We start from the raw sequence: 25,322 nt of genomic DNA on the forward strand, positions 1-25,322 counted from the left end.
CATTATTTTTTCTTGTATATTTTAAGTGAGGTGATTGCATTGAACGGCTTTGAAAGAGTAAAAGAAAAGAAAAAGCGTGCCATTAAAGAAGCAGCATTCTTATTATTTTCAGAACGTGGATTTAATGAAGTGAAAATAGAACATATCGCAAAAGAAGCAAACGTTTCTCAAGTTACAATTTATAATCATTTCGGAAGTAAAGATGCGTTATTTAGGGAGCTTATACAAGAATTTATCATATCTGAATTTCAATATTATAAAGAGCTTGCAGAAGAAAAATTACCTTTTCATGATATGATGCAAAAAATGATTGTAAGAAAAATGAATACTGGCGGATTATTTCAACCTGATATGTTACTACAAATGATGCAAAGGGACGAAGAACTCCGTAAGTTTATTTATAGTTATCAAAATGAAAAAATCCTACCCTGGTATTTAGAAATATTAGAACGAGCTCAGCGCAAAAACGAAATTAATCCACACCTTACTAAAGAAATGATGTTACTTTACATTCAAATGTTTACAAAATTAGGTGATGAATTTGGAGCACAACTTCTTGAAGGAGATCGGGAAAAACATATAAAAGATATCGTTACGATGTTCTTCTATGGTCTTTCTGTTCCACAAAAGTAATTTTTCTAAAGAACAAATAAAATCACCAAAAAGCCCTTTGGATATTTAAATCGCAAGGGCTTTTTCATATCAAAAAATGACTAAAACTAACTTTATCTTAAAGAAGTTAAATGCTGCTTTATAGATAACACCTTATTATAGATTAACTCTTTTAGCATCACAGGCTGAATTGAAATAATCGTTTCACCAAAATTTAGAAAATAACTTGAAATAAACTCAACTTCTTGCTTGTTAAAATAGCCTGTTATACTATAATTTTCATTTTCTTTTTGTATCCTCATGGAAGGATAATTCTCTTTATCAAAAATATCTTTTCCTTTTTGATTAACAATGACACTAAAATCAATTGCATCAGGTTTTCTGTGAAAGTTTGTAAGATAACTTAATAGTTCTTCAAGATTTTTTGAATTCGTGTTGCTTGTTTCCTCAATAGAAAGAATTTTATCACATCTAATTATTTGAACACCATTTGTCTCAAAATTAAAGATTTTAGCATACCACTGGCCAAATTTAGATTCTACTCGAATAAATTGGGCAACCAACGCTTGCTCCTCACCTTTTTTTAAATATGTTAAATAATAAACTCGCTCAGCAAAAATTCCCTGTAAAATTTCTTTTAAGAACGGACTAAAATTACTATGATTTGTTACTTCAAAGGAAAGCGTTCGTTCCATAATTGAAATATTTTTACTCACATTATCAGGTAATACATGTTTAAATTTATTTTCAAGCGCAATACTTTCTACATTAAATGGTTTTGTCTTGTATCCATTTAGCGTAAGAATCGAAAAGTATAACGCATACATTTCATCCACACTAAAATAAATTGGCGATAACACACTATTTTCTATAATTTTATAACTTCCATTTCTACCTAGTTCAGAATATATGGGTACACCTATTTCTTCCAATGATTGAATATCTCGTAAAGCTGTACTTTTAGAAATATCATATCTAGCCATTAAATCTTTTAAATTAAAATATCTTTTATTATTTAAGAAAATAAGCATGTCATTTATTCGTTCAGTTTTTTTCATATTTCCCTCCCAAAAAGGTATCATGTATTGAAACCTTTTTAGTCTATATTATAATTATTAACTAATAAAGGAGTTGTGAATTTATGACATTAGAAATAGCTATTTTTCTCTCAATGAACGGGCAAGCAAAGGAGGCGATTAACTTTTATACACGTAATTTAGAAGCCAAAAAATTAATGATTGTTACGTATGAAGAACTGGCGAAAAGAGATAGTTCTTTTAAAATTACAAGTGAAAATAAAGATCATATTGCTCACTCTGTTTTACAAATTGGGAATACAAAGCTAATGATAGCAGAAGATACAATGAATACTAATGAACGTTATAACGTTGGAAATAACATGTCACTTTGCATTCAAAGCGCTAATTTAGAAGAAATACAAAGGTTTTATAATAATTTAATTTCCGATAAGCATGTAAAAATAATCTCTCCGCTAGAAAAAAATATATTTAGTGAAGCATATGGTATTATTGAAGATCCTTATGGCATACAAATCCAATTAATGTATGATAAACGACTAAACTAAATAATTAATCATATTCACATATTCCTAATAAAAAAGACACGAATTTCGTGTCTTTTTATTTTATAGAAATGACTCTACCTTTTTCACTGCTTTCAATCGCTAATTGAATCAGTTTAATAACATCTAAACCTTCTTTTGCTGTTACAGGTAGTTTCTCACCATTTAATATACTATCTCGCACACCTTTATAATAATTGTCATAACAACCGACTTCTGTTGGAATACGCTCTAAGTTTTCTTCTGTTTCTAAAGTAGCAAAATTCTCTTCATCGTCTACTCCATAACCGTTATCACCTGGCTTCATTCCATTTTTTAATTGCTCTTCCTGCGAATCCATACCGTACTTCACGATAGAACCTTTCTCTCCATGCACTATAAAATGCGGTCCAGCTTTTTTCACATAACTGCTACTACGTAAAATGACACGTTTAACTCCGTAATGAAGTACTATGTGGAAATAATCATCCACCTCTGCACCTGGTCGTTGTTTTATTACATCTGCACTTATCGCATCTGGTTTCCCGAATATTGATAACGCTTGGTCAATTAAATGCGACCCTAAATCGTATAATATACCGGAGCCTGGTAGATTTTTTTCTCTCCATCGATCACGTACATGTGGACGGAAACGATCAAAATTCGATTCATATGCGTATACATTCCCTACTCTGTTTTCTCCTAACAATTTCTTAATTGTTAAGAAATCATTATCAAAACGACGATTATGATATACGCTTAACATTACATTATGCTGCTCTGCTAATGAAATAAGCTTTTCCCCTTCTTCAATTGAGACAACAAATGGTTTTTCTACAACAACATGCTTACCGTTTAAAATTGCTTCTTTTACATATGGAAAATGAGTTGTATTAGGTGATGTAATAACAACTAAGTCAACATCAGCTCGCTTCACCAATTCATCAATTGTACTAACAACATTAGCATTTGGTAATGTTTCTTTTACTACCTCTTCTTTTGAGGATAATACAGCACGAATATCATATTCTTCTATCGTTTGTAATAGTGGGATATGAAATGTCGTACTAGAAAAACCAAATCCTACAATCCCTACACCTATTTTTTTCATGTTGCCCCTCCATTTGTCCCGCTTTAACAGGCAGTAAGATTCCTAACCAAAAATTCAGCGAAAGCTAAGGAATTAGGTGAGAAATCAACTGCTTGTTAAAGCCCGATTGGTTCAACTAATAATCAGTGTGGATAAAGAAAATCCCCATTGATTAAAGTTTCACTTTATGAGAACGATTTCATTCAGTTATTATAACAAGATTATTATTATCTACATAATAAATTGCCTAGAAAAAAGCATCTTGCTATTATTCATAGCAAGATGCCCTCTTTATTCTGGTCTTTTCTTCGTCCACGTTTCTACTACTTCACCAGTATCATTAACATCTAGCACTAGGCTACCATTACTATACCGGTCTTTATTTCGATACGCTTTCGGATCAATCTCTTCTACAATGTTTTTCTCTGTCTTCATGTAAACTAATTCATCGTCCCGAACAATTTCAATACCGACAATGCGGTACGGATTACGTTTTAATTCTTTGAAAATAACAAGACCTCGTTTCGCCCTCGTTGATTTTTCAATTTCTGATGCTTTTAGACGTTTTACAGCACCGCGCTGTGTTACGAGAATAAGTTGATCTTTGTCACCATTTAACGGTTTACCAGAAGCGACATAGTCATCTTCTTTTAAATTAATTGCTTTCACGCCAGCAGCTCTTACACCGACTGGACTTACTTCATCTTCATGGAAAATAAGTGCATATGCACCGTGTGTAGCAAGAACGATATCACTCGTTCCATCTGTCGCAAATATATCGACAACTTCATCATCTTTTTTCAAGTTTACAGCAACGAATGCCCTTGAATAACGCTGAACTTTATATTGATTTAATTCTGTTTTCTTTATCATACCATTTCTTGTTACAAATACGATAAATCGTTTTTCTTCCTCAAAGTTCGGTACAACCGTTGCCCAAATGATTGTTTCATCCCGGTCGAGTGAAACGATATTAGCAACGTGCTGACCTAAATCTTTCCAACGAATATCTGGCATTTCGTATACTGGCAGATATATATAGTTGCCTTTATTCGTAAATAAGAGGACTGTCTCTGTCGTATTCGTATCGAATCGTTCAAGTAAGATGTCACCCTCTTTCATACCGAAGTCTTTGCCATTTGAGGCATTATGTGAGCGCCATCCAGTACGTTTCACATATCCTTCTTTCGTTACAGTAACGATGACATCTTCTTGTGGGATCATCACTTCTACATCGATTTTAATTTCCTCGATTTGATCTTCAATAATTGCGCGTCGATCATCACTATATGTTTTCTTAACTCTCTTTAAATCTGTTTTAATTACTTGAAGTAATCTTTTTTCACTTTGTAAAATTGCCTGTAGCTCAATAATTTTCTTATTAAGCTCATCTGCTTCTTCTTGTAACGCCGTAATGTCTGTATTCGTTAAGCGATATAATTGCAAGGAAACAATTGCTTCTGCCTGTGCTTCTGTAAAGCCAAATTTTGCACTTAAATTATCTTTCGCGTTACGTTTATCTTTTGAAGCTCGAATTGTTTCAATTACTTGGTCTAAAATCGATAATGCTTTCTTTAAACCTTCTACAATATGTTGACGATTTTCTGCTTTTCTTAATTCATATTGCGAACGTCTCGTAATAACCTCTTTTTGATGTCCAATATAAGCATCTAAAATTTTCGGTAATGTCATAAGTGTTGGACGACGATTATTGATCGCTACCATATTAAAGTTATATGGAATTTGCAAATCTGTATTTTTATATAAATAATTTAAAATACCTTCGGCGTTTGCTTCTTTCTTTAATTCAACAACAATTCGTAAACCAGTACGATCTGTCTCATCACGCACTTCAGCAATACCATCTAACTTTTTATCTAGACGTAATTCATCCATTTTCTTTACAAGATTTGCCTTATTCACTTCGTAAGGAATTTCAGTGATTACAATTTGTTGTTTCCCACCGCGCACTGTTTCAACTTCTGCTTTTCCGCGAATAATAATTTTACCTTTACCTGTTTCATACGCCTTTTTAATACCATCAATCCCCTGAATAATACCGCCTGTTGGGAAATCTGGTCCTTTCATAACTGTTAATAAATCATCAACAGTACTATTTGGCTTATCAATACGCATCATTGTAGCATCAATAACTTCTCCAAGATGATGCGGAGGAATTTCTGTTGCATAACCAGCGGAAATCCCTGTAGACCCGTTCACTAATAAATTCGGGAACGCTGCTGGTAATACAACCGGTTCTTCACTCGTATCATCAAAGTTTGACACGAATTCAACTGTTTCTTTATCAAGATCACGTAATAATTCAGATGCGATTGGTGATAAACGAGCTTCCGTATAACGCATCGCTGCCGCTGGGTCCCCATCAACACTACCGTTATTACCATGCATTTCAACTAAAACATTACGTACTTTCCAAGTTTGGCTTAAGCGTACCATTGCTTCATATACAGAGGAATCTCCATGTGGATGATAATTACCGATAACATTACCTACTGTTTTAGCTGATTTACGAAACGCTTTATCATGTACATTACCTTCTACATACATAGAATATAAAATACGTCTTTGTACTGGCTTTAAGCCATCACGTGCATCTGGAAGTGCACGATCTTGAATAATATATTTACTATAACGTGCAAAGCGATCACCTAACACGTCTTCAAGCGGGAGGTCATGAAACTTCTCTGCTTGCATGTTATTCCACCTCCGTCTCCATAATCATTTCATTTTCTAAAATATTTCCTTCTTCTTGCATACCAAACTGTACATTACGTTCAATCCATTTACGGCGCGGTTCTACTTTATCGCCCATTAATGTTGTAACGCGACGCTCTGCTCTTGCTGCATCATCAATTTTCACGCGAATTAATGTACGCGTTTCAGGATTCATTGTTGTTTCCCATAATTGATCCGCATTCATTTCACCAAGTCCTTTATAACGTTGTAACATATAGCCTTTTCCAACTTTTTTCGTTACACCGTCTAATTCCTCATCTGACCAAGCGTATTCAATTACCTCACTCTTACCTTTTCCTTTACTTACTTTGTATAAAGGAGGAAGTGCGATAAACACTTTACCAGCTTCGATAAGTGGCTTCATATATCTGTAGAAGAACGTTAATAACAATACTTGAATATGAGCCCCATCCGTATCGGCATCGGTCATAATTACAACTTTATCGTAGTTAATATCTTCAACATCAAATTCATTTCCTACACCGCCGCCAATCGCATAAATGATTGTATTAATCTCTTCATTTTTAAAGATATCAGCAAGCTTTGCTTTTTCTGTATTAATTACTTTACCACGTAACGGTAATACGGCCTGGAAACGTCGGTCTCGTCCTTGTTTCGCAGAACCACCGGCAGAGTCACCCTCTACTAGGTACAGTTCATTTTTTTGCGGGTTACGTGATTGTGCAGGTGTTAATTTCCCGCTTAACGTACCTTCTGATTTTTTCTTTTTCTTACCACTACGCGCTTCTTCTCTTGCTTTACGGGCTGCTTCACGGGCTTGTGCTGCTTTAATTGCTTTTCTCACAAGAAGTGTAGCTACATCAGGATTTTCTTCTAAAAAGTATGCTAAATGCTCAGATACAATGGCATCAATTGAAGAACGCGCTTCACTTGTACCTAGTTTCCCTTTCGTTTGCCCTTCAAACTGAAGCACTTCTTCTGGTACACGTACCGAAACGATAGCCGCTACACCTTCACGAATATCTGTGCCTTCTAAGTTTTTATCTTTTTCTTTTAATAGTGCTACTTTACGAGCATACTCGTTAAACACACGCGTCATCGCTGTTTTAAATCCAGCTTCGTGTGTTCCACCATCTTTTGTACGTACGTTATTTACAAACGATAAAATGTTTTCTGAGTAGCCATCGTTAAATTGAAATGCTAGTTCTGCTTCAATTCCATTTTGTTCACCAGTGAAATATACAACTGGATGAATGGAATCTTTTTCTTCGTTTAAATATGAAACGAAAGCTTCAATTCCCGTTTCATAATGAAATACATCCTCTAAATCATTTCGTTCATCTTTTATTGAGATTTTCATTCCTTTTAATAAGAATGCAGATTCACGTAATCTCTCACATAATGTTTCATAATTATAATTTGTTGTGCTGAAAATCGTTGTATCTGGTTTGAAATGCATCGTAGTACCAGACTCTTTCGTCTTCCCGATTTTCTCAAGCGTCGTTACAGGAACACCGCCATTTTCAAAGCGTTGTTCGTAAATATTTCCGTCACGCTTAATCGTTACGACTAACCATTCTGATAAGGCATTTACAACCGATGCCCCAACACCGTGCAAACCACCACTCGTTTTGTAACCACCTTGACCAAACTTACCACCGGCATGAAGTACAGTTAAAATAACTTCAGGTGTAGGTTTCCCAAGTTTATGCATTCCCGTAGGCATTCCTCGCCCTTTATCTATAACGCTAATACTATTATCTTTATGTATTACGACTGAAATTTCGTCGCCAAATCCCGCTAACGCTTCGTCAACGGAGTTATCTACTATTTCATATACTAAATGATGCAATCCACGGCTGTCCGTGCTCCCGATATACATACCCGGGCGTTTTCGAACGGCTTCAAGTCCTTCTAACACTTGAATCGCATCTTCATTATATTGGAACTGATGCTTCGCCAAACTCCTTGCCCCTTTCCTAATCCAAAATCAGAACATATGTTTCTATTATAGAATAACGCCTCGACTATAGTTTTGGCAAGTTATCTTATCTCTTTTATATACCATTTTCAATAGAAAAATCCTTGTTTTCTCACAAGGATTCCTCTAGGCTACTATTTCAGAAAAATAATCGTTTGTCAACGAGAAATGGATATGTATTCCAAGATTACACATTCCAAACCTTTATTATGATCCAAATGATCAAGATCCAAAATGGGATTACAAATAACAACCCCCAAAAACAGCCTTTAAAAAATCTCATGATGAACACCTCGTTCATCGGCCCTACTTATCTATAATGAGGGCTGAATCAATCTTTCTACCTTTAAATCTATACTATTTTGTCATCGCATGTTCTACTTTAATACAACGATCCATTATTACAGTATAGTCTTTTTCTTTTAAAAATTTGTATGTATCCTCATCTTGTACTCCTAATTGTGCCCAAAAAACATCTGCATCAATCTCTACAAATTCTTTTGCAACATCCATTAAAAACTCTGAGCGACGAAATACATTTACTATGTCAACGTGTTCCTTAATATCCTTTAGTGAAGAAACTGCCTTTTCTCCAAGCACCTCATCTACTGTTGGATTAACTGGAATAATGCGGTATCCAGCATCTTGCATTGCTTTTGAAACCATATACGATGTACGTTCTGGCTTATCTGATAATCCAACAACCGCAATTGTTTTGCTTTTCTTTAACACTTCACCAATTTCCGTACGAGTTGGGTTTTCAATTGTCATAATTAATCCCTCCTATTCCTTTAGTATAGCCGATAAAGAAAGTCTCTTTCAATATGAAAGAGACTTTCTTTTATTTCGATTATTGATTCTTTGTAGCTGAATTATCTGCTAAAGTAGCCGATTTCGTCATTTTTTGACCGTTACGGTAGAATGTAACTTCTACTTTCTCGCCTACTTTTTTCTTTTCATATAAATATTTACGGAATTGAAGCGCATTCTCTACTTTTTGATTATCTAATGCTACTACAATATCATATTGCTCTAAACCAGCTTTTTCAGCCGGTGATATTGGGTAAATTTTACCTAATACAACACCATTAGTTACTTCTTTCGGTACTTTCAATTGATTGACTGCATAAGCTTGCACATCTTCTAATGAAACGACACCTACTCCAAGGGCTGGACGTTTCACTACTCCGTCTTTTTCAAGTGATTCAATAACTGGCTTTGCGATATTAATTGGAATAGCAAAGCCAATTCCTTCAACTTCTTGTTGTGCAATTTTACTTGAATTAATCCCAATTATTTCACCATTTTGGTTAAATAATGCACCACCACTGTTACCAGGGTTAATCGCTGCATCTGTTTGAATAACTTGTGCTTGCCAATCTGGTCGTTTATCGCCATCAATATCAACTGGAATTTCACGTTCTTTACTACTGATTATACCTTCCGTTACACTTCCATCAAAACCTAGTGGGTTACCGATTGCAATTGCTTTTTCACCCGCGCGGATTTTACTTGAGTCACCTAAAGTTGCAACTTTATTCACATTAGCCCCGTCAATTTCAACAACAGCTAAGTCTAACCAAGGATCTTTCCCTACTAACTTTGCATCTACCTTTTTACCATCACTTAGTTTTACAGCAAGTTTATTTGCACCATCTACTACGTGGTTGTTTGTTACGATATATGCTTTATTCCCTGCTTTTTTATAAATAACACCTGATCCTGAACCAGCTTGTTGTTCTTGACCTGTCGGTTGCATTGCAAATGGATCAACACTTTGTTGCATATTAATAACACCTACAACAACATCTTTCGCCCCTTCAATCATACCAGGTAAATCAGTTTCATTTTTCGCTTTATTTACAACAGGATCTACAGTACCTTCTACTTTTGAATCCGAACTAAATGATGATACTGGCGCTCCATTATTTTGAGCCCATGGCATATATGGTGCTGCAAAACTAATCGAAACCGCTCCGACTACAGCCCCCACTAAACCTGTGAAGAAATAGCCTTTTTTACTACCTGATTTTCTCACTTCTCTCGTTTCACTATGCTCTTCATTTAAATTTGGTCCGTCGTAATATCCCATGTTTTATTTCCCCTCTCTGGTGAATTCGTATTTTCAGTATAGTCACGTTTTGTGTCCTTCTTGTGAACTCATCGTGAAATCTAATTAAAAAAATACTCCTATCTAACATTGTAGACAAAAAAAGTATTTTTTGTACATTCTACCTTCAAAAGAGAGTATAAAATCGCCATTTCCCTAGGCTAAATTACACAAATCGTTCTAGATTATTCTTCAAATTTATAACCAACTCGAATAACAGTACCGATATGCTTCGCTTTATCTCCTAGCTTATTTCGAAGTTTTTTAATATGGGTATCAACCGTTCTGTCATCACCGTAATAGTCATATCCCCATAACTGATCTAATAAATGTTGACGTGATAACACGATTCCTTTGTTCTCCATTAAATACACAAGAAGTTCAAATTCTTTATGTGTCAATATAATTTCTTCTCCATCTACTAAAACAGTTCTAGATAGACGATTTACTTCTATTCCAGCTAAAGACATAGCATTTTCTTCCGCTACTCCTACCGCACCATCCGCACGTTTCAATAACGTCTTTGCGCGAGCTACTAATACTTTCGGGCTAAATGGTTTCGTTACATACTCGTCTGCACCTAATTCGAAACCTAGCAATGTATCATCCTCATCCGAACGTGCTGTCAACATAATAATTGGTACTGCTGATTCTTTTCTAATTCTTCTACAAACAGACCATCCATCTATTTCCGGTAACATAATATCTAACATAATTAAATCAATTTCATGCTCTGCAAATAACTCTAACGCTTTTTTTCCATCTTCTGCTTCGATTACTTCAAAGCCTTCATTACGAAAATAATCACTAACAATTTCACGTAATCTTCTTTCATCTTCAACAAGCAATACTGTTTTATTCATATAATCTATCCCGCCTTTTTACTCTTTCAATCGAATAATACGTTGATTGGAGCTTCCGCGAAATGGAAGTGTTAAATCTTTTTTCTCAATTTCAAACCTTCCATCGACTAAAACATCCCCATAATGTAACAACTCTATCATATCATTATTTTGAGAACTCTGTATCTCTTCTAACGTATAACCTGTATACATCCATAGGTTTTTTTTCAAATCTTTCACGATTTTTGCTACCTTTTTCACTTCAGCAGCTTGAAAAAATGGATCTCCACCTGAAAATGTTACATCAGTTAATGGATTACTTGCAATCTCTTTCACAATTTCTTCTACTGTCATTTCCGTTCCATTGCAAATATTCCACGATTTCGGATTATGGCAACCAACGCAACGATGCGGACAGCCCGCAAAAAACACGACTGTCCGCAATCCTTCTCCATCTACTACACTATCATGAATAATATTCATCACTTTCATTTATGTTTCACCCGATCTATCTCTTCACTACGTTTCGCACTATTCCACTTCGACATATCTCCTACAAGATAGCCTGTTATACGGCGAATTCTTTCTATATTAGCCTCATCTTTATTCCCGCAACTTGGACATTCATTCCCAATAACCCCGTGATAACTACAGCACTTACAACGGTCAACAGGATGATTAATTGAACCGTATCCAACGCCATGTTCTGCCATGGCTTGTACAATTTGTTTTAATGCCTTTTTGTTATGCATTGCTGCTCCATCTAGTTCAATATAAGTAATGTGTCCTCCATTACAGAGAGCGTGGAACGGGCCTTCTAAACGGATTTTATTTATCGCTTGAATGTTATAATAAACTGGAATATGGAATGAATTCGTATAGTAATTATGGTTCGTTATACCGTTAATTTCACCAAATTCTTCTCTATCTTTTTTCACAAACTTCCCTGATAATCCTTCTGCTGGAGTTGCAATTACTGAGAAATTCAGTTGATGTTCTTCTGTCGCTTTATCCATTCTATCTCTCATAAAGGAAATAATTTCATACCCAAGTTTCCATGATTCTCCATCTTCCCCATGATGCTTTCCTGTTAAAGCTACTAAACATTCCGCAAGACCGATAAAACCAATACTTAACGTCCCTTGTTTTAAAATCGAGGCTACGGAGTCTTCAGGCTGCAACGTTTCTCCACCACGCCATACACCTTGTGAATATAAAAACTGAAAATCTCTTGCTCGCTTCGTACATTGATACGCATATCTTTCTAATAGCTGCTTAATTCCTAAATCTAAATAATAGTTTAGCGCTTCAAAAAACGCTTCTTTTGAACCACTAATTAACGCTAATTTCACTAAATTAATAGACGTAAATGATAAATTCCCTCTACCAATCGCTGTTTCTTCTCCATGTATATTAGACATAACACGGGTACGACATCCCATGTAACATACTTCACTTTCTGGTCTTCCATCATAATGTACTGCATTAAACGGAGCATCTAAAAATGAAAAGTTAGGGAACAATCGTTCAGCCGTTGTCTCTAATGCTAATTCAAATAAATCGTAGTTCGGATCACTTTCTTCAAAATTCACACCTTTTTTCATCTTGAAAATTTGAATCGGAAAAATCGGTGTCTCTCCTTTACCAAGTCCAGCTTGTGTCGCTTTTAAAAGTTGTTTAATTAACATTCTTCCTTCTTTTGATGTATCTGTTCCGTAATTAATAGAAATAAACGGTACTTGTCCTCCGCCCCTACTATGCATACTATTCGAATTATGAACGAAAGCCTCACACGCTTGATACGTATCATTTTCCGTTTCTTTCCATGCGAATTCTTCTATTTGTTCTTTCGTAAGCGGATATGATTGTAATCGTTTTTTATGTCTCTCAATTGTTTTTCGTACATAAGGTGCTAAATCAATATCAAAGAGTGCAAACGATTGACCACCATGCTGCATATTTTGATTCGCTTGAAAAATAATAGACGAAAGAGCCAATGCACTTTTAATGTCTTGCGGTTGTCTCATATGTCCATGTCCAGTATGAAAACCGTTAGCAAGCATTTGCGCTAACGGAATTTGTGAACAAGTCGTCGTTCCTGTTGCATAAAAATCTAAATCATGTGGATATAATATATTTTCATTTATCGCTTTTTTCACTTGATCTGACAATAAATTCTCAACAGCATAATATTTTGCACTCTCAGATGCGAACGTTCCCATTACGCCCATTGGAGAGCGGCCGTCTACATTTGCATTTTCTTGCATCAAATCTTGTTCATTGCCGTGGACTATTGTCTCAAACACTTTCATTAATTCTTCTTCTCCACGTGTATTATTTTGTAACATTTATAACCCTCCACCAATATGTTGTTATCTTTTGATTAAAATGTTACTACATATAGTCTTACTGTTTCTGTGAGAAATGTAACATTACTGTGAAATTTTTTTCACGAAATAATGAATTTTTCATTTACAAAAAAGAAATGTGCTCTTTACAAATGTATGGTACAATATACGGGAAAAACTCTTTTTACCCTTTATCAACACATTTGAATAAAGGAGACTGAACTTATGGTTACTACATATCTTTTATTTATCGTTGCCTACTTACTTGGCTCGATTCCATTTGCACTAGTTGTTGGAAAAATCGGCTACGGAATCGATATTCGTGAGCACGGGAGCGGTAATCTAGGCGGAACAAACACATTCCGCACATTAGGGAAAAAAGCAGGTTTTACCGTTACAATTGCTGACATTTTAAAAGGGACATTAGCAACAAGTCTACCAATGATTTTCGGATTAGATATTCATCCACTATGGTTCGGGTTAGCGGCTGTTCTTGGACATGTCTATCCAATCTTCGCGAAATTCCGCGGTGGTAAAGCAGTTGCAACTTCTGCTGGGGTGCTATTATGCTATTCACCAGTTGTTTTTGCAATATTGGCTGTTGTATTTTTCACCCTTTTATTTACAACAAGATACGTATCACTTTCTTCTATGGTAACAGCAGTTGTTGCTGTTATTGCATCCATTGTTAGCGGGGATAAAATCTTCATTATTGCGATGTGTTTATTAGCAGGTATGGTTATTTATAAACACCGTGCAAATATCGGACGAATTATAAATAAAACTGAACCAAAAGCAAACTTTTCAAAAAAGCAAAAATAAGATCGTAACCCACATAACGCAAAAAGAAAACGTGAAGCATATTAATAGCGTCTTTTTGCGTTATTTTTTATACTAAAGAAAAAGCAACATAATTTGGAGGAACTATACATGAATCTTTCCGTAACAAAAGAAGCAGCACAATGGTATAAAAATGAATTAAACTTACAATCAAATGAAACACTACGCTTTTTCGTACAATACGGTGGTTGCAGTACTGTGCAAAAAGGACTTTCTTTAGGGATTCGTAAAGATGATCCTGCACATCCTGCTGTTCAAATTCAAGAAGAAGGTATTAACTTCTTTATTGAAGGCGATGATGAATGGTTCTTCGATGGACATAATTTATCTGTTACACTTAACGAAGGTGACGACTTCCCACAATTTAATTATGAAAAATAAAAAAACGTGGCTTCTGCCACGCTTTTTTATTTTTTCTTAATTTCCTCATATTTCGCATACCACTCAGGATATAACTTTTTAAATGATACAGGGCGGAACCCTTCTTTTTTCGCACAAATATTCGTCGTACTTGCAGTAATACAAAGTTCACCATCACCATTATATATTTCATATCCATATACAACGCGAAGTGGGCTCACAGTATCTACCCATGTTTTTACGATTGCTTTTTCTCCGTAACGCATCGCTTTACGGTATGAAATTTGTAAATCTAACACAGGAGAAATAATTCCTTCTTTCTCCATTTCAACATATGAAAAACCTAAATCTTGTATAAGTTTCGTGCGACCTAACTCAAGCCACACTAAGTAGTTTGAATGGTAAACAACACCCATTTGATCTGTTTCCGCATAACGGATTTCAACTTCATGTTCTGCTACAAACATATGTATATTCGCCTTCTTTCACTTCTGCTACCTTGCATACATTTAATCATAATACAGTGACATCAAAAATAAAATAAAAATAGTGAATCTTTTCCCGAAAGGAGCAAGCATATGATTCAAATTGTAACGGTTCGTAGCGGTGATAGCGTATATAGCTTGGCATCAAAATATGGATCAACACCTGACGAAATAGTAAAAGACAATGGACTAAATCCCGCTGAAACGCTCGTTGTTGGTCAGGCACTTATCGTTAATACGAAAGGAAATAATTATTATGTACAGCCTGGTGACAGCCTCTATCGGATTTCTCAAACATATAATGTCCCCCTCGCCAGTTTAGCTAAAGTTAATAATTTATCTTTAAAATCTATTCTCCATGTCGGACAACAATTATATGTACCAAAAGGCACAAAACGAGCTGTAGAATCCATCGCTTATTTACAACCTTCCACTATACCGATTAAAGAGAGTTTAGTTAATGCTACACGTGCCATCAATCCATTTTTAACATATTTAGCTTATTTTAGTTTTGAGGCAAAAAGAGATGGCACATTAAAAGAACCTACTGAAACAGCTAAAATTGCTAATATTGCAACGCAAGGGCAAACAATCCCTATGCTCGTTATTACAAATATTGAAAATGGTAATTTCAGTGCCGATCTAACATCGGTTATTTTACGCGACGCAACGATTCAAAACAAATTTATTACTAACATTTTGCAAACAGCTGAAAAATATGGCATGCGAGACATTCATTTCGATTTCGAGAGTGTAGCACCCGAAGACCGCGAGGCGTATAATCGCTTTTTACGAAATGTAAAAACACGCTTACCTAGCGGGTACACATTAAGCACAACTCTCGTACCGAAAACAAGTTCAAATCAAAAGGGAAAATTTTTCGAAGCCCATGATTATAAAGCGCAAGGGCAAATTGTTGATTTCGTCGTCATTATGACATATGACTGGGGTTGGCAGGGCGGGCCACCAATGGCAATCTCTCCTATCGGTCCTGTAAAAGAAGTACTTCAATACGCAAAATCTCAAATGCCTCCCCCAAAAATTATGATGGGGCAAAACTTATACGGATTCGATTGGAAACTTCCGTTCAAACAAGGGAATCCACCAGCAAAAGCAGTTAGCTCTGTCGCAGCTGTTGCACTTGCTCGTAAATATAATGTTCCTATCCGCTATGATTTCACAGCTCAAGCTCCACATTTTAATTACTTTGACGAAAATGGCGTACAACATGAAGTTTGGTTTGAAGATGCGAGGTCTATTCAAAGTAAATTCAATTTAATGAAAGAGCAGGGCATTGGCGGTATTAGTTATTGGAAGATTGGCTTGCCATTTCCACAAAATTGGCGTTTACTTGTTGAAAACTTTACGATTACGAAAAAGGGCTGACAAAAGTCAGCCCTTTTTGTACATTTTGTTAAGATTCATCTTTGATTTCACTTTTTAATGAGTCAATACTTTCTAAACGTCTTTGATTTTTTGCTTCAATAGCAGCACGATCTTTTTCATTAGAAAGTTCCGCTGTTTCTTTTGCTTCATTAAAGTTATCAACTGTATTTTGCACCATTTCTTGTAACTTTTCAGCGTTGTCACTTCGATTATCTGGATTTGGCATGTACTTCCCTCCTAATATTGTATATACACACCATCTTAAATTACCTATCTTTCCTCAAATTTATACATAAAAAAGGAGAATGTAATATTCTCCTTTTCTTTAACCATTATCAACAATCGGTTGTTTACCTGTTTGATCTTGCATTTGCTTTCCTTTATTTCCACCAGCTTTTTTTGATTGTGTTCCAATATGATTCGGTGCAAAGTCTTTTGAATTTTTTTTCGGATTACCCATTACTATCGCCTCCTTAACACTAGTATCGTACTAGTGTTAAGAATTATTCAGCTTGCTTAAAAAGTTTCATTTCATAACGTTTTTCAATGCGCTCTTCAATGCGATCAATTGCCTCACGATCGCTTAATAATTGTTGTTTATTTTCATTTACAAGTTCTTCAAACGATTTACGGCGACTTCTTCTCATGTTGTTCACCCTCTCTCCTTCGCTTTCTTATTACATAGTATGAGCAAACAAAAAACTCTTTAATCAGATTTGCAAGAAAATTTTATGTTTTAGTACTCCTAAAAAACTCCGTGTACAATATATTGCACACGGAGTTTTTTATACCATAATATTTAAATACTCTTTCAACTTTTCATCTGCATTCATTTCATTTTCTTTATAATCATGAAGCGCCTGTAATACAAAATCATACTGCTCTAAAATATAACTTTCTAATTTCATAACATCCTCTAAGCTATTAAGCATAATTCTCGTATTACCAACTTCACTTTTTAACGCCGGTTCACATTTTAAACTTGTACATATTTCTTTCACATCTTCTTCTAATATCTCTGTTAATACATATTTCTTTCGCCCTTTTACCTTTAATCTCATAACTGGATAAAAAGCTTTTATATCTAAATAACTTCCTACGTTCATACAACATAGCCATTCTACATTACGTTTATTACATGCAAGTATTTCTTTCACCGCTTCATATACCGCAGTTTCATCAAGCATAGCCTTATTTACTTTTCGTTTCCCTTCTTCTTCAATAGCTGCACACTTTTGATAAACAGCAGCACACGTAATGCAATCGTCAAATGCATTATGAGAGCTTAAACGAATTCCAAGCATTCGTTTTAACGTTTCAAGTTTATGATTAGGCGCATGCTTCATGTATTTCTTTGCTAAAAATACAGTATCAATTACTTTATTTTTAGGTTCAGGCAACCCAAGCATATTTACATTACTTTTCAAAAAGCGCATATCAAAAGAAGCATTATGGGCCACAATAACATTTGTATGTAAAAATGCTAAAAATAAAGGTAACACTTCTTCAATCGTCGGTGCATCTGAAACGCGATAATTAGTAATACCTGTTAAACTCGTTATTCGGTCCGGAATTGGCCGCTCTGGATTCACGTATGAAACAAATTGATCTACTAATTCATGATTACGATATTTCACTGCTGCAACTTGAATAATTTTATCATTATAAGGGTTAAATCCTGTTGTTTCAAAATCAATTACAACATAATCTAACGGTAAGGATACATTCCCCACTCCATACACTCCTTTATCTCTAAACGGTTATATTTCTTACATCATATCATGAAGTGATTACTACTTGAAAAAGAAAAGGCAGAAATGGGAACTCTCCATCTCTACCTTTTCACCATTATTTTAATTTAGCAACTCTTTTCTCCATCTCTTTTTGTGTCATCGGCCCAATAAACTTATCTTGAATGACACCTTTTGTATCTATAAAATACGAAGTTGGAATCGTAATTACTTTATAAGCTGTTGTCACATCAATGTTCTTGTCCAATAAAATAGGAAAAGTAATTCCTTTTTCTTTAGCAAAATTGCTTACCTTCTCTTCCCCCCCACCTTTTTCTGAAGGCGTATAATTGACCGCTAAAATTTCTACGTTCTCTTTATGTTCTTTATAGAAAGCCTCCATATCAGGCATTTCTTGCTGACATGGTCCACACCAAGTAGCCCAAAAGTTTAAAATTACTTTCTTTCCTTTTAAATCCGATAACTTTACATTTATCCCATCTAACTTCGTTAATGTAAAGTCCGGTGCACTCTTCCCTATCTCAATACCATTCCTTGCGATAATCTCTTTCATCGCAGCTTCACTTTTTTCTTGCTTCACTTTTACCGCCTGCTCTTTATGACCAAACTGTTCATAAGCTGCATATCCCGCTAAACAAAGTAACACTACAATAATCGTAAGCTTCCGCCACATTTTATATCACCCTAACGTATTATCTTCTTTTAACACATTCATCAAAATACTATATACCTTATTTTAGCTTATACGGACAAGCTTGGAAATATTCACATTCTAAATAATCAGAATTTTTATAACTAATATGAAATATTTACCTTTTAATCATATAATTAGAAATACATAGAACATTTTACAATGAAAGGAGCTCTCATGAATTTATTTAAAAAAATACTTCTATATATTCTTAGTTTTATATTTTCCCCAATCGGAATTATCACATGGATTATCTCACTATTTAGTAAAGATCCTGAAAAAAAACAAGTTGGACATATTTGTCTCTATATCGCATTAATCTCATTTATCCTTTTGGCAGGCCTCGGCATTATTACTTTTTTCACGATGACTACCATTACTACTATAGAATAGCTATAGAAAGGATGATTGTTTTGGGAGAACACCCTATCACCAAAGAGCTACGCTATATACGAATATGCTTAGTTATTTTAGTAATCGTTCTTTTATTTTTCAACAGTGAAAAAGTCGTTGAAATTTCTACAAATCATGATTCCATAGAAAATGTTCCCACCAGTAATATGACACAAATCGCGGAAAATACATTCGCTATTCAAGAATATAATCCATTACTAAGTAGCGAACATACAATTAAGATTTTCAAATATAATCCAGATACAAATCAACTTACTCTCGTCAAAGAAGTTAATTCTAGTGATTCGAATTCTTATACTTATCAACTTAATGAGACCGAATAAAGTGAAACTTTAATCAGCCCTCACCAATCGGGCTGCCCGGCAAATAGCGGAATAAAGATAAGAGCATTACATATCTCTTATCTTTTTGTTTGCAACTCTTTGTACAATGAGTTGCAATTTAATAATTCTCTAGGATTCCCACATTCCACAATAGTCCCATTCTTTATGACAACAACACAATCTGCTATCATCGCTCTCTCTACATCATGTGTTGCCACAATTCTCGTTACATCTCTCCCTATCCCTTCAATCATATTCCAAACCAGTTCTTGATTGCCTGGATCTAACCCAGCCGTCGGTTCATCTAAAATAATAAGAGTTGGATTTGATACAATCGCGCGCAATAATGCAAGACGTTTTCTTTCGCCTCCCGAAAACTCTTCACCGCTTTTATGTAGCACAGTTTGACTCCCTTCAGGTAACCCTCTAATAATCGGCGTTGCATTTATAAGTTCACTATTTTTTTCTAACTGATTTTCTAAACCCTCTTCCCCGAAATACATATTCTCTGTTACCGTCGTTCGGAAAAAACGTGGTTCTTGCCACACTGTAGTCATACGAGCTTCATTACCATAATAAGCAATGCTACCGTTAGATGGTTTATACAAGCCCGTTATTAACTTTAAAAGCGTTGTTTTTCCTGCACCGCTTTCTCCCACAATCATAACGAGTTTACCAGGACGAATTTGCAAATCAATATTATGAATTCTGCATTTCTCTTCGTCATTCTCCTGAAATGAAACATTTGTTATCCTGATCCCCATCGCTCTTTCTACATTGCTATCTGCTGCTCGTTTATTTAAAAAGCAAAAAGCTCTATTTGCCGAAGCGACTGCAACTTGTGTCATTATTAATAAATCGCCCACATAACGGACAGGGAAAAAGAGCATCTCAATTGTCGCTAACACTGCAATGAGTGAACCAACTTCTATTTCTCCCCTCATTATTTTTTGTGCACCTATAATGAGAACAACAATATATGCTCCTGTTTCAATCACCGTTCCAACTACTCCAATGCAATGTTGCATCATCGTCTTCTTTACTTCTGATTTATACGATTGTGCCGTTACTTCTTTAAATAAGCGAATTGCCCATTTTTCTTTTTGTAAGCTCCGCAAATCTTGTATCCCCTTTACAAACTGTGACACCATCTCTACAACACTTGAGTGATTTTTTTGAGAAACGCTTGCAATATCTCTTACCTTTTCTCCCATCAGTATTGGAACAATTGTACTTAAAAATAAAAACGGAGTTACCCACAATATAAACTGTATATCTATATGTTGTAGTGCTATGAAAGCTCCAATAAATTGGGCAATAGCGTGTATATATTCTATTAATATAGAGCCATATAATCTGACCCAGTTCGGAATATCAGACACGACCAAAGTTTCTAACTCTCCTTGCTTAATCTTCTCACTCTCTTCAAACGGTAATGAGAAATAGTGACGCAATAATTCTATACGTTTCGTTTGTAATATACGTTGACTCGCTTTTGAACTTATATAATCAAATAAAAGATTGTTCGCCCACATTAAAAAGTGACTACCCGCAAACAAAGCTATATATACATACGCACCTTTTAGCTCCCTTTGAATAAGATTGTCTACAATTAATCCCATGAAAATTGGGCGGGATAAATTTAAAATGGCAGCAATTATCCCACTACATACAGCTGCTATTACTAATATTTTTTCTTTCTGTAACGGTAACAAAATTCTTTTATATTCTTTCATGACGTTTCCTCCATTTTTCGTAGTAAAAAAGAAAGGGATGAAACCATATGGTTTCATCCCTTTCCATAAAATAAGGAAGCTAACTATTGTTAGCTTCCTTATTATTCATTTCAATTATTTAGTTCGACACTTTAGACTCTTCAATTTTCTCACGAAGAACCATTTGCAGAATACCACCGTGACGGTAGTAGTCAATTTCTACTTCACTATCGAAACGAGCTACTACTTCAAATTGTTTTTCATTGCCATCCGCATCAGTTGCAACTACTTTCACAAGATCGCGTGGTCTAACTGTTTTGTCGATTTGAATTTCAAATGACTCGTTACCAACAAGACCTAACGTTTCAGCACTTTCGCCATCTTTAAATTGAAGTGGTAGTACACCCATTAACACTAAGTTACTGCGGTGAATACGCTCAAAGCTTTCTGCAATTACTGCTTTAATACCTAGTAAGTTTGTTCCTTTCGCAGCCCAGTCACGAGAACTTCCCATACCGTAATCTTTACCAGCAACAACTAGAAGGCCTGTGCCATCTTCTTTATATTTCATAGCAGCATCATAGATAGACGTTACTTCACCTGTTGGCCAATATGTTGTATATCCGCCTTCTGTTCCTGGTGCGATTTGGTTTTTAATACGGATGTTCGCGAATGTACCACGCATCATAACTTCATGGTTACCACGACGAGAACCGTAAGAATTGAAGTCAACTGGTTGTACGCCGTTTTCTAATAAGTAGCGTCCAGCTGGTGTATGCTTACCGATTGAACCTGCTGGTGAAATGTGGTCTGTCGTTACAGAGTCACCAAATTTACCAACTACGCGTAGGCCTGATAATGTTTCAACTTCACCTGGCTCTTTAGATAATCCTTCAAAGAATGGTGGGTTTTGAATGTATGTTGAATCATTATCCCAAGTATATAACGCTTCATTTGAAGTTTGGATTTCATTCCAACGCTCATTGCTGTTAAATACTTGTGCATATTCTTTCTTGAACAGTTCAGATGTAACAACACTTTGAACTACATCTTCAATTTCTTTAGCTGATGGCCAAATATCGTTGAAGTAAACAGCATTGCCATTTGCATCTTTACCGATTTCATCATTTTTCAGGTCAATATCAACAGTACCTGCAAGTGCATATGCCACAACTAGTGGTGGTGATGCTAAGTAGTTTGCTTTTACAAGTGGGTGGATACGCCCTTCAAAGTTACGGTTACCAGATAAAACAGATGTTACTAGTAAGTCGTTTGCTGCGATTGCTTCTTCTAATTCTGGCGCTAATGGACCAGAGTTACCGATACAAGTCGTACAACCGTAACCAACTGTTTGGAAACCTAATTGATCTAAATATGTTGTTAAACCAGACTTATCTAAGTACTCAGTAACAACTTTAGATCCTGGTGCTAATGATGTTTTTACATACTCAGGTACTACAAGTCCTTTTTCAATTGCTTTCTTCGCAACTAGACCTGCTCCAATTAATACGTATGGGTTTGATGTATTTGTACAGCTTGTAATTGCAGCGATTGCAATTGCACCTGTTTTCATCGTTACTTCTTTATCTTCTAATGTAACCTTCACTTCTTTATCGAACTCTTGCTCATTAAATCCAAGTCCTTGTGTTCCAACTGGTGCTAAAACAGCTTTGTGGAACGCATCTTTCATATCTGAAAGTGGAATTAAATCTTGTGGGCGTTTCGGTCCAGAAAGGTTAGATTCGATTGTATTTAAATCAATTTCTACAAGATCAGTGTAGATTGGATCTTTACTGTCTGCTGTATAGAATAAACCGTTCGCTTTACAGTATTCTTCAACAACGCGAATTTGTTCTTCATCTCTACCTGTTAAACGTAAGTATTCTAATGAAATATCATCGATTGGGAAGAATCCACAAGTTGCGCCGTATTCTGGTGCCATATTTGAAATTGTTGCACGGTCAGCTAAAGGCATGCTCTTTAGTCCATTACCGAAGAACTCAACGAATTTACCAACTACACCTTTTTGACGTAATACTTGCGTTACTTTTAAGGCAACGTCAGTTGCTGTAGTACCACTTGGAAGTGTACCTGTTAATTTCACACCGATTACTTCAGGTACTGGGAAGTATGAAGGCTGTCCAAGCATTCCTGCTTCTGCTTCAATACCACCAACCCCCCATCCAAGAACGCCGATACCGTTAATCATTGTTGTATGTGAGTCTGTTCCAACTAATGAATCTGGGTATGCAACTAAGTCACCTTCAGCATTTTTCACAGCATGAACAACTGGTGCTAAATATTCAAGGTTTACTTGGTGTACAATACCTGTAGCTGGTGGAACTGCACGATAGTTATCAAATGATTTTTGTGCCCAGCTTAAAAATTTATAACGTTCTTCATTACGTTTAAACTCTAAGTCCATGTTGAATGCAAGCGCGTCTGCCGTACCCGCTCTATCAACCTGTACAGAGTGATCAATTACAAGATCTACAGTAATTTCTGGATTGATTTTATCAGGATCTCCACCCATGTCTGCCATTGCTTTACGAAGCGAAGCCAAATCAACAACAGCTGGTACACCAGTGAAATCTTGTAAAATTACACGAGATGGTTTAAATGGAACATCGATATCTTGCACATCTTTCGTTCCCCATTTCGCTAAATTTGTAACATGCTCTTCTGTAATTACACGTCCGTCTACTTGACGAAGTACCGATTCAAGTAAAACTTTCACGGAATATGGTAATTGAGATACGTTGCCAACCCCTGCATTTTCAAGCGCTTTCAAATCATAATAATGATACGTTTTTCCATCTACTTCAAAAGTTGCACGTGATTGAAATGGATTATGTTTGACCATTATGTTTCCCCCCTGTTAAACGTGACTAAGTTGTCTGAATATAAAATGTAGACAAACTTTTCAATACCTTACGATAATATCTTATTACAACTTTCTAAATAAGTAAATAATAAGAAACTTATAGATTATCATAAGTTTTCTTTATGTTTCTAAATTTGAATAGTGTTTATGCTCCTTATGAATACTATTACCATAAAGTAAAGTGCTCTATTAGCGCTTTACTTATAGTTCATACACACTATGAACTGCTCATCATTCAACATACAAAAAAATGTTATAGAGGTGAAATAAAATGGGTAAAAGAAAAGCAAATCATACTATTTCAGGAATGAATGCAGCATCCGCACAAGGACAAGGTGCTGGTTATAACGAAGAGTTTGCAAATGAGCCTTTAACTCCGGCAGAGCGACAAAATAATAAGAAACGTAAAAAGAATCAGTAACGAAAAATCCCAAAAGGTTCATTTTCCTTTTGGGATTTTTTCTAATGTTTATAACGTAGTAATTCCGAAACCGTTACAAATCGATATCCTTGTTTTTTTAGCTCAGGTAAAATTTTTGCTAGTGCTGCTACTGTTTGACTACGATCATTTCCTCCATCATGTAACAATACGATATCGCCACTTTTAGCATTTTTCACTACATGATTTACGATAGATTCAACCCCTGGATTTGCCCAATCACGCGGGTCTTGATGCCACGACCATAGAACGGTTTGATAACCAGCTTCTTTCGCTGTTTTAAATACAGCATCGTTAATATATCCGCCAGGAGGACGGAATAGCAAAGGTTCTTTCACCCATTTTTCGAAAAATTTCTTTCCATCTAAAATATCATTTTCTAATTTTTCATCTGATGAATTACTCGCATACAAATGATTCATCGTATGATTTCCAATTTCATGTCCCTCTTTTAACACCTGTTTCACTAAATATGGATTGCGCTGCACTCGAAATCCAATCATAAAAAATGTTGCTTCTGCTTTATATTGACGTAATAAATGTAAAACTTGCGGTGTATAAGTTGGATCTGGGCCATCATCAAATGTAATGGCAATAATCTTTTCATTATTAGGTACTTCCCACGTTACATAGCCAGTTGGTTCTAGCTCTTTTCTGAGCAACATTTTCGCTTCCACTTTTTCAACTTGAAATATATGTACTGCGCATAATAAAGAAAAAACGAATAGAAAAATTTTCTGTTTTCGCATAATGTTCATTAAAGTAAGAGGTT

At 35.4% G+C, this 25,322-nt stretch carries 26 protein-coding genes; 8 read left to right on the forward strand and 18 right to left on the reverse strand.

The window, feature by feature from the left end:
- The first annotated feature begins 30 nt into the window (after nt 1–30).
- Nucleotides 31–633: a TetR/AcrR family transcriptional regulator gene (locus tag DN407_RS17455; RefSeq protein ID WP_002005560.1), complete on the forward strand. Its 603-nt coding sequence runs from the start codon at nt 31–33 to the stop codon at nt 631–633.
- 92 nt (nt 634–725) lie between these two features.
- On the opposite strand, the gene DN407_RS17460 is transcribed toward DN407_RS17455, so the two are convergent.
- Nucleotides 726–1,694 carry a helix-turn-helix transcriptional regulator gene (locus DN407_RS17460; protein ID WP_098283880.1) on the reverse strand — a complete coding sequence of 323 codons (969 nt, stop codon included), beginning with the start codon at nt 1,692–1,694 and terminating at the stop codon, nt 726–728.
- A 59-nt stretch (nt 1,695–1,753) separates the two neighbouring features.
- On the opposite strand from DN407_RS17460, the gene DN407_RS17465 reads away from it, so the two are divergent.
- On the forward strand, nt 1,754–2,197 hold the full coding sequence (locus tag DN407_RS17465; protein WP_044795286.1) for a VOC family protein: 444 nt from the start codon (nt 1,754–1,756) through the stop codon (nt 2,195–2,197).
- Between the two features lie 55 nt (nt 2,198–2,252).
- Here DN407_RS17465 and DN407_RS17470 read toward each other — a convergent pair whose 3' ends face one another.
- From DN407_RS17470 to DN407_RS17505, 8 genes are all read right to left on the reverse strand, one after another.
- Complete coding sequence (locus DN407_RS17470) at nt 2,253–3,284, reverse strand: oxidoreductase (protein WP_000719773.1); 1,032 nt, start codon at nt 3,282–3,284, stop codon at nt 2,253–2,255.
- Nucleotides 3,285–3,554: 270 nt separating this feature from the next.
- Nucleotides 3,555–5,978, reverse strand: coding sequence for a DNA topoisomerase IV subunit A (gene parC, locus DN407_RS17475; protein ID WP_001147463.1), 2,424 nt, complete (start codon nt 5,976–5,978; stop codon nt 3,555–3,557).
- A 1-nt stretch (nt 5,979) separates the two neighbouring features.
- A complete protein-coding gene (parE, locus tag DN407_RS17480; RefSeq protein ID WP_001062202.1) occupies nt 5,980–7,944 on the reverse strand; it encodes a DNA topoisomerase IV subunit B in 1,965 nt (654 codons plus the stop codon).
- A 375-nt stretch (nt 7,945–8,319) separates the two neighbouring features.
- A complete protein-coding gene (locus DN407_RS17485) occupies nt 8,320–8,733 on the reverse strand; it encodes a CoA-binding protein (protein ID WP_000151387.1) in 414 nt (137 codons plus the stop codon).
- A 79-nt stretch (nt 8,734–8,812) separates the two neighbouring features.
- Nucleotides 8,813–10,054, reverse strand: a complete 1,242-nt coding sequence (locus DN407_RS17490) for a S1C family serine protease (protein ID WP_149216525.1) — start codon at nt 10,052–10,054, stop codon at nt 8,813–8,815.
- Between the two features lie 203 nt (nt 10,055–10,257).
- On the reverse strand, nt 10,258–10,935 hold the full coding sequence (locus tag DN407_RS17495) for a response regulator transcription factor (RefSeq protein ID WP_001044679.1): 678 nt from the start codon (nt 10,933–10,935) through the stop codon (nt 10,258–10,260).
- A gap of 18 nt (nt 10,936–10,953) precedes the next feature.
- Nucleotides 10,954–11,406: an anaerobic ribonucleoside-triphosphate reductase activating protein gene (nrdG, locus tag DN407_RS17500; RefSeq protein WP_000867078.1), complete on the reverse strand. Its 453-nt coding sequence runs from the start codon at nt 11,404–11,406 to the stop codon at nt 10,954–10,956.
- Complete coding sequence (locus DN407_RS17505; protein WP_000940073.1) at nt 11,403–13,262, reverse strand: anaerobic ribonucleoside triphosphate reductase; 1,860 nt, start codon at nt 13,260–13,262, stop codon at nt 11,403–11,405. The genes nrdG and DN407_RS17505 overlap by 4 nt, the downstream gene beginning before the upstream one ends.
- A 225-nt stretch (nt 13,263–13,487) precedes the next feature.
- Here DN407_RS17505 and plsY point away from each other — a divergent pair, with 225 nt between their 5' ends.
- Together plsY and DN407_RS17515 are read left to right on the forward strand one after the other, a co-directional pair.
- Nucleotides 13,488–14,084 carry a glycerol-3-phosphate 1-O-acyltransferase PlsY gene (plsY, locus tag DN407_RS17510; protein ID WP_000258974.1) on the forward strand — a complete coding sequence of 199 codons (597 nt, stop codon included), beginning with the start codon at nt 13,488–13,490 and terminating at the stop codon, nt 14,082–14,084.
- 108 nt (nt 14,085–14,192) lie between these two features.
- Nucleotides 14,193–14,483, forward strand: coding sequence for a HesB/YadR/YfhF family protein (locus tag DN407_RS17515; protein WP_001054453.1), 291 nt, complete (start codon nt 14,193–14,195; stop codon nt 14,481–14,483).
- A gap of 26 nt (nt 14,484–14,509) precedes the next feature.
- Here the strand turns inward: DN407_RS17515 and DN407_RS17520 are convergent, their stop codons facing one another.
- A complete protein-coding gene (locus DN407_RS17520; RefSeq protein WP_000495812.1) occupies nt 14,510–14,929 on the reverse strand; it encodes an acyl-CoA thioesterase in 420 nt (139 codons plus the stop codon).
- A gap of 111 nt (nt 14,930–15,040) precedes the next feature.
- Between DN407_RS17520 and DN407_RS17525 the strand changes: the two genes are divergently transcribed.
- Nucleotides 15,041–16,333 (forward strand): glycoside hydrolase family 18 protein, encoded by a 1,293-nt coding sequence (locus tag DN407_RS17525; protein WP_149216526.1) that lies wholly within the window; start codon nt 15,041–15,043, stop codon nt 16,331–16,333.
- Nucleotides 16,334–16,361: 28 nt separating this feature from the next.
- Here DN407_RS17525 and tlp read toward each other — a convergent pair whose 3' ends face one another.
- The 5 genes from tlp to DN407_RS17550 form a co-directional block, all read right to left on the reverse strand.
- Nucleotides 16,362–16,559 (reverse strand): small acid-soluble spore protein Tlp, encoded by a 198-nt coding sequence (gene tlp, locus DN407_RS17530; protein WP_001133511.1) that lies wholly within the window; start codon nt 16,557–16,559, stop codon nt 16,362–16,364.
- Between the two features lie 99 nt (nt 16,560–16,658).
- Nucleotides 16,659–16,793 carry an acid-soluble spore protein SspN gene (gene sspN, locus DN407_RS17535; protein WP_000527987.1) on the reverse strand — a complete coding sequence of 45 codons (135 nt, stop codon included), beginning with the start codon at nt 16,791–16,793 and terminating at the stop codon, nt 16,659–16,661.
- 43 nt (nt 16,794–16,836) lie between these two features.
- The gene (locus DN407_RS17540) at nt 16,837–16,980 is read right to left on the reverse strand and encodes an FbpB family small basic protein (RefSeq protein WP_001254703.1); all 144 of its coding nucleotides are present in this window, start codon (nt 16,978–16,980) and stop codon (nt 16,837–16,839) included.
- 138 nt (nt 16,981–17,118) lie between these two features.
- Nucleotides 17,119–18,066, reverse strand: a complete 948-nt coding sequence (locus DN407_RS17545) for a 3'-5' exonuclease (protein WP_149216527.1) — start codon at nt 18,064–18,066, stop codon at nt 17,119–17,121.
- Nucleotides 18,067–18,181: 115 nt separating this feature from the next.
- Complete coding sequence (locus DN407_RS17550) at nt 18,182–18,757, reverse strand: redoxin domain-containing protein (protein ID WP_000269053.1); 576 nt, start codon at nt 18,755–18,757, stop codon at nt 18,182–18,184.
- Between the two features lie 195 nt (nt 18,758–18,952).
- Between DN407_RS17550 and DN407_RS17555 the strand changes: the two genes are divergently transcribed.
- On the forward strand, nt 18,953–19,168 hold the full coding sequence (locus DN407_RS17555; protein ID WP_001048152.1) for a hypothetical protein: 216 nt from the start codon (nt 18,953–18,955) through the stop codon (nt 19,166–19,168).
- 11 nt (nt 19,169–19,179) lie between these two features.
- Nucleotides 19,180–19,512 (forward strand): YmzC family protein, encoded by a 333-nt coding sequence (locus tag DN407_RS32780; protein ID WP_074595727.1) that lies wholly within the window; start codon nt 19,180–19,182, stop codon nt 19,510–19,512.
- 77 nt (nt 19,513–19,589) lie between these two features.
- Here DN407_RS32780 and DN407_RS17565 read toward each other — a convergent pair whose 3' ends face one another.
- On the reverse strand, nt 19,590–21,248 hold the full coding sequence (locus DN407_RS17565; protein WP_149216528.1) for an ABC transporter ATP-binding protein: 1,659 nt from the start codon (nt 21,246–21,248) through the stop codon (nt 19,590–19,592).
- A gap of 118 nt (nt 21,249–21,366) precedes the next feature.
- A complete protein-coding gene (gene acnA, locus DN407_RS17570; RefSeq protein ID WP_000238558.1) occupies nt 21,367–24,090 on the reverse strand; it encodes an aconitate hydratase AcnA in 2,724 nt (907 codons plus the stop codon).
- A 292-nt stretch (nt 24,091–24,382) separates the two neighbouring features.
- Here acnA and sspO point away from each other — a divergent pair, with 292 nt between their 5' ends.
- The gene (gene sspO, locus DN407_RS17575; protein ID WP_000518053.1) at nt 24,383–24,532 is read left to right on the forward strand and encodes a small acid-soluble spore protein SspO; all 150 of its coding nucleotides are present in this window, start codon (nt 24,383–24,385) and stop codon (nt 24,530–24,532) included.
- 41 nt (nt 24,533–24,573) lie between these two features.
- Here the strand turns inward: sspO and pdaB are convergent, their stop codons facing one another.
- Nucleotides 24,574–25,299, reverse strand: a complete 726-nt coding sequence (gene pdaB, locus DN407_RS17580) for a polysaccharide deacetylase family sporulation protein PdaB (protein ID WP_030027157.1) — start codon at nt 25,297–25,299, stop codon at nt 24,574–24,576.
- Nucleotides 25,300–25,322: the final 23 nt, after the last annotated feature.

The sequence above is a fragment of the Bacillus sp. JAS24-2 genome (assembly GCF_008274905.1).
In the GTDB taxonomy this organism is placed as follows: domain Bacteria; phylum Bacillota; class Bacilli; order Bacillales; family Bacillaceae_G; genus Bacillus_A; species Bacillus_A cereus.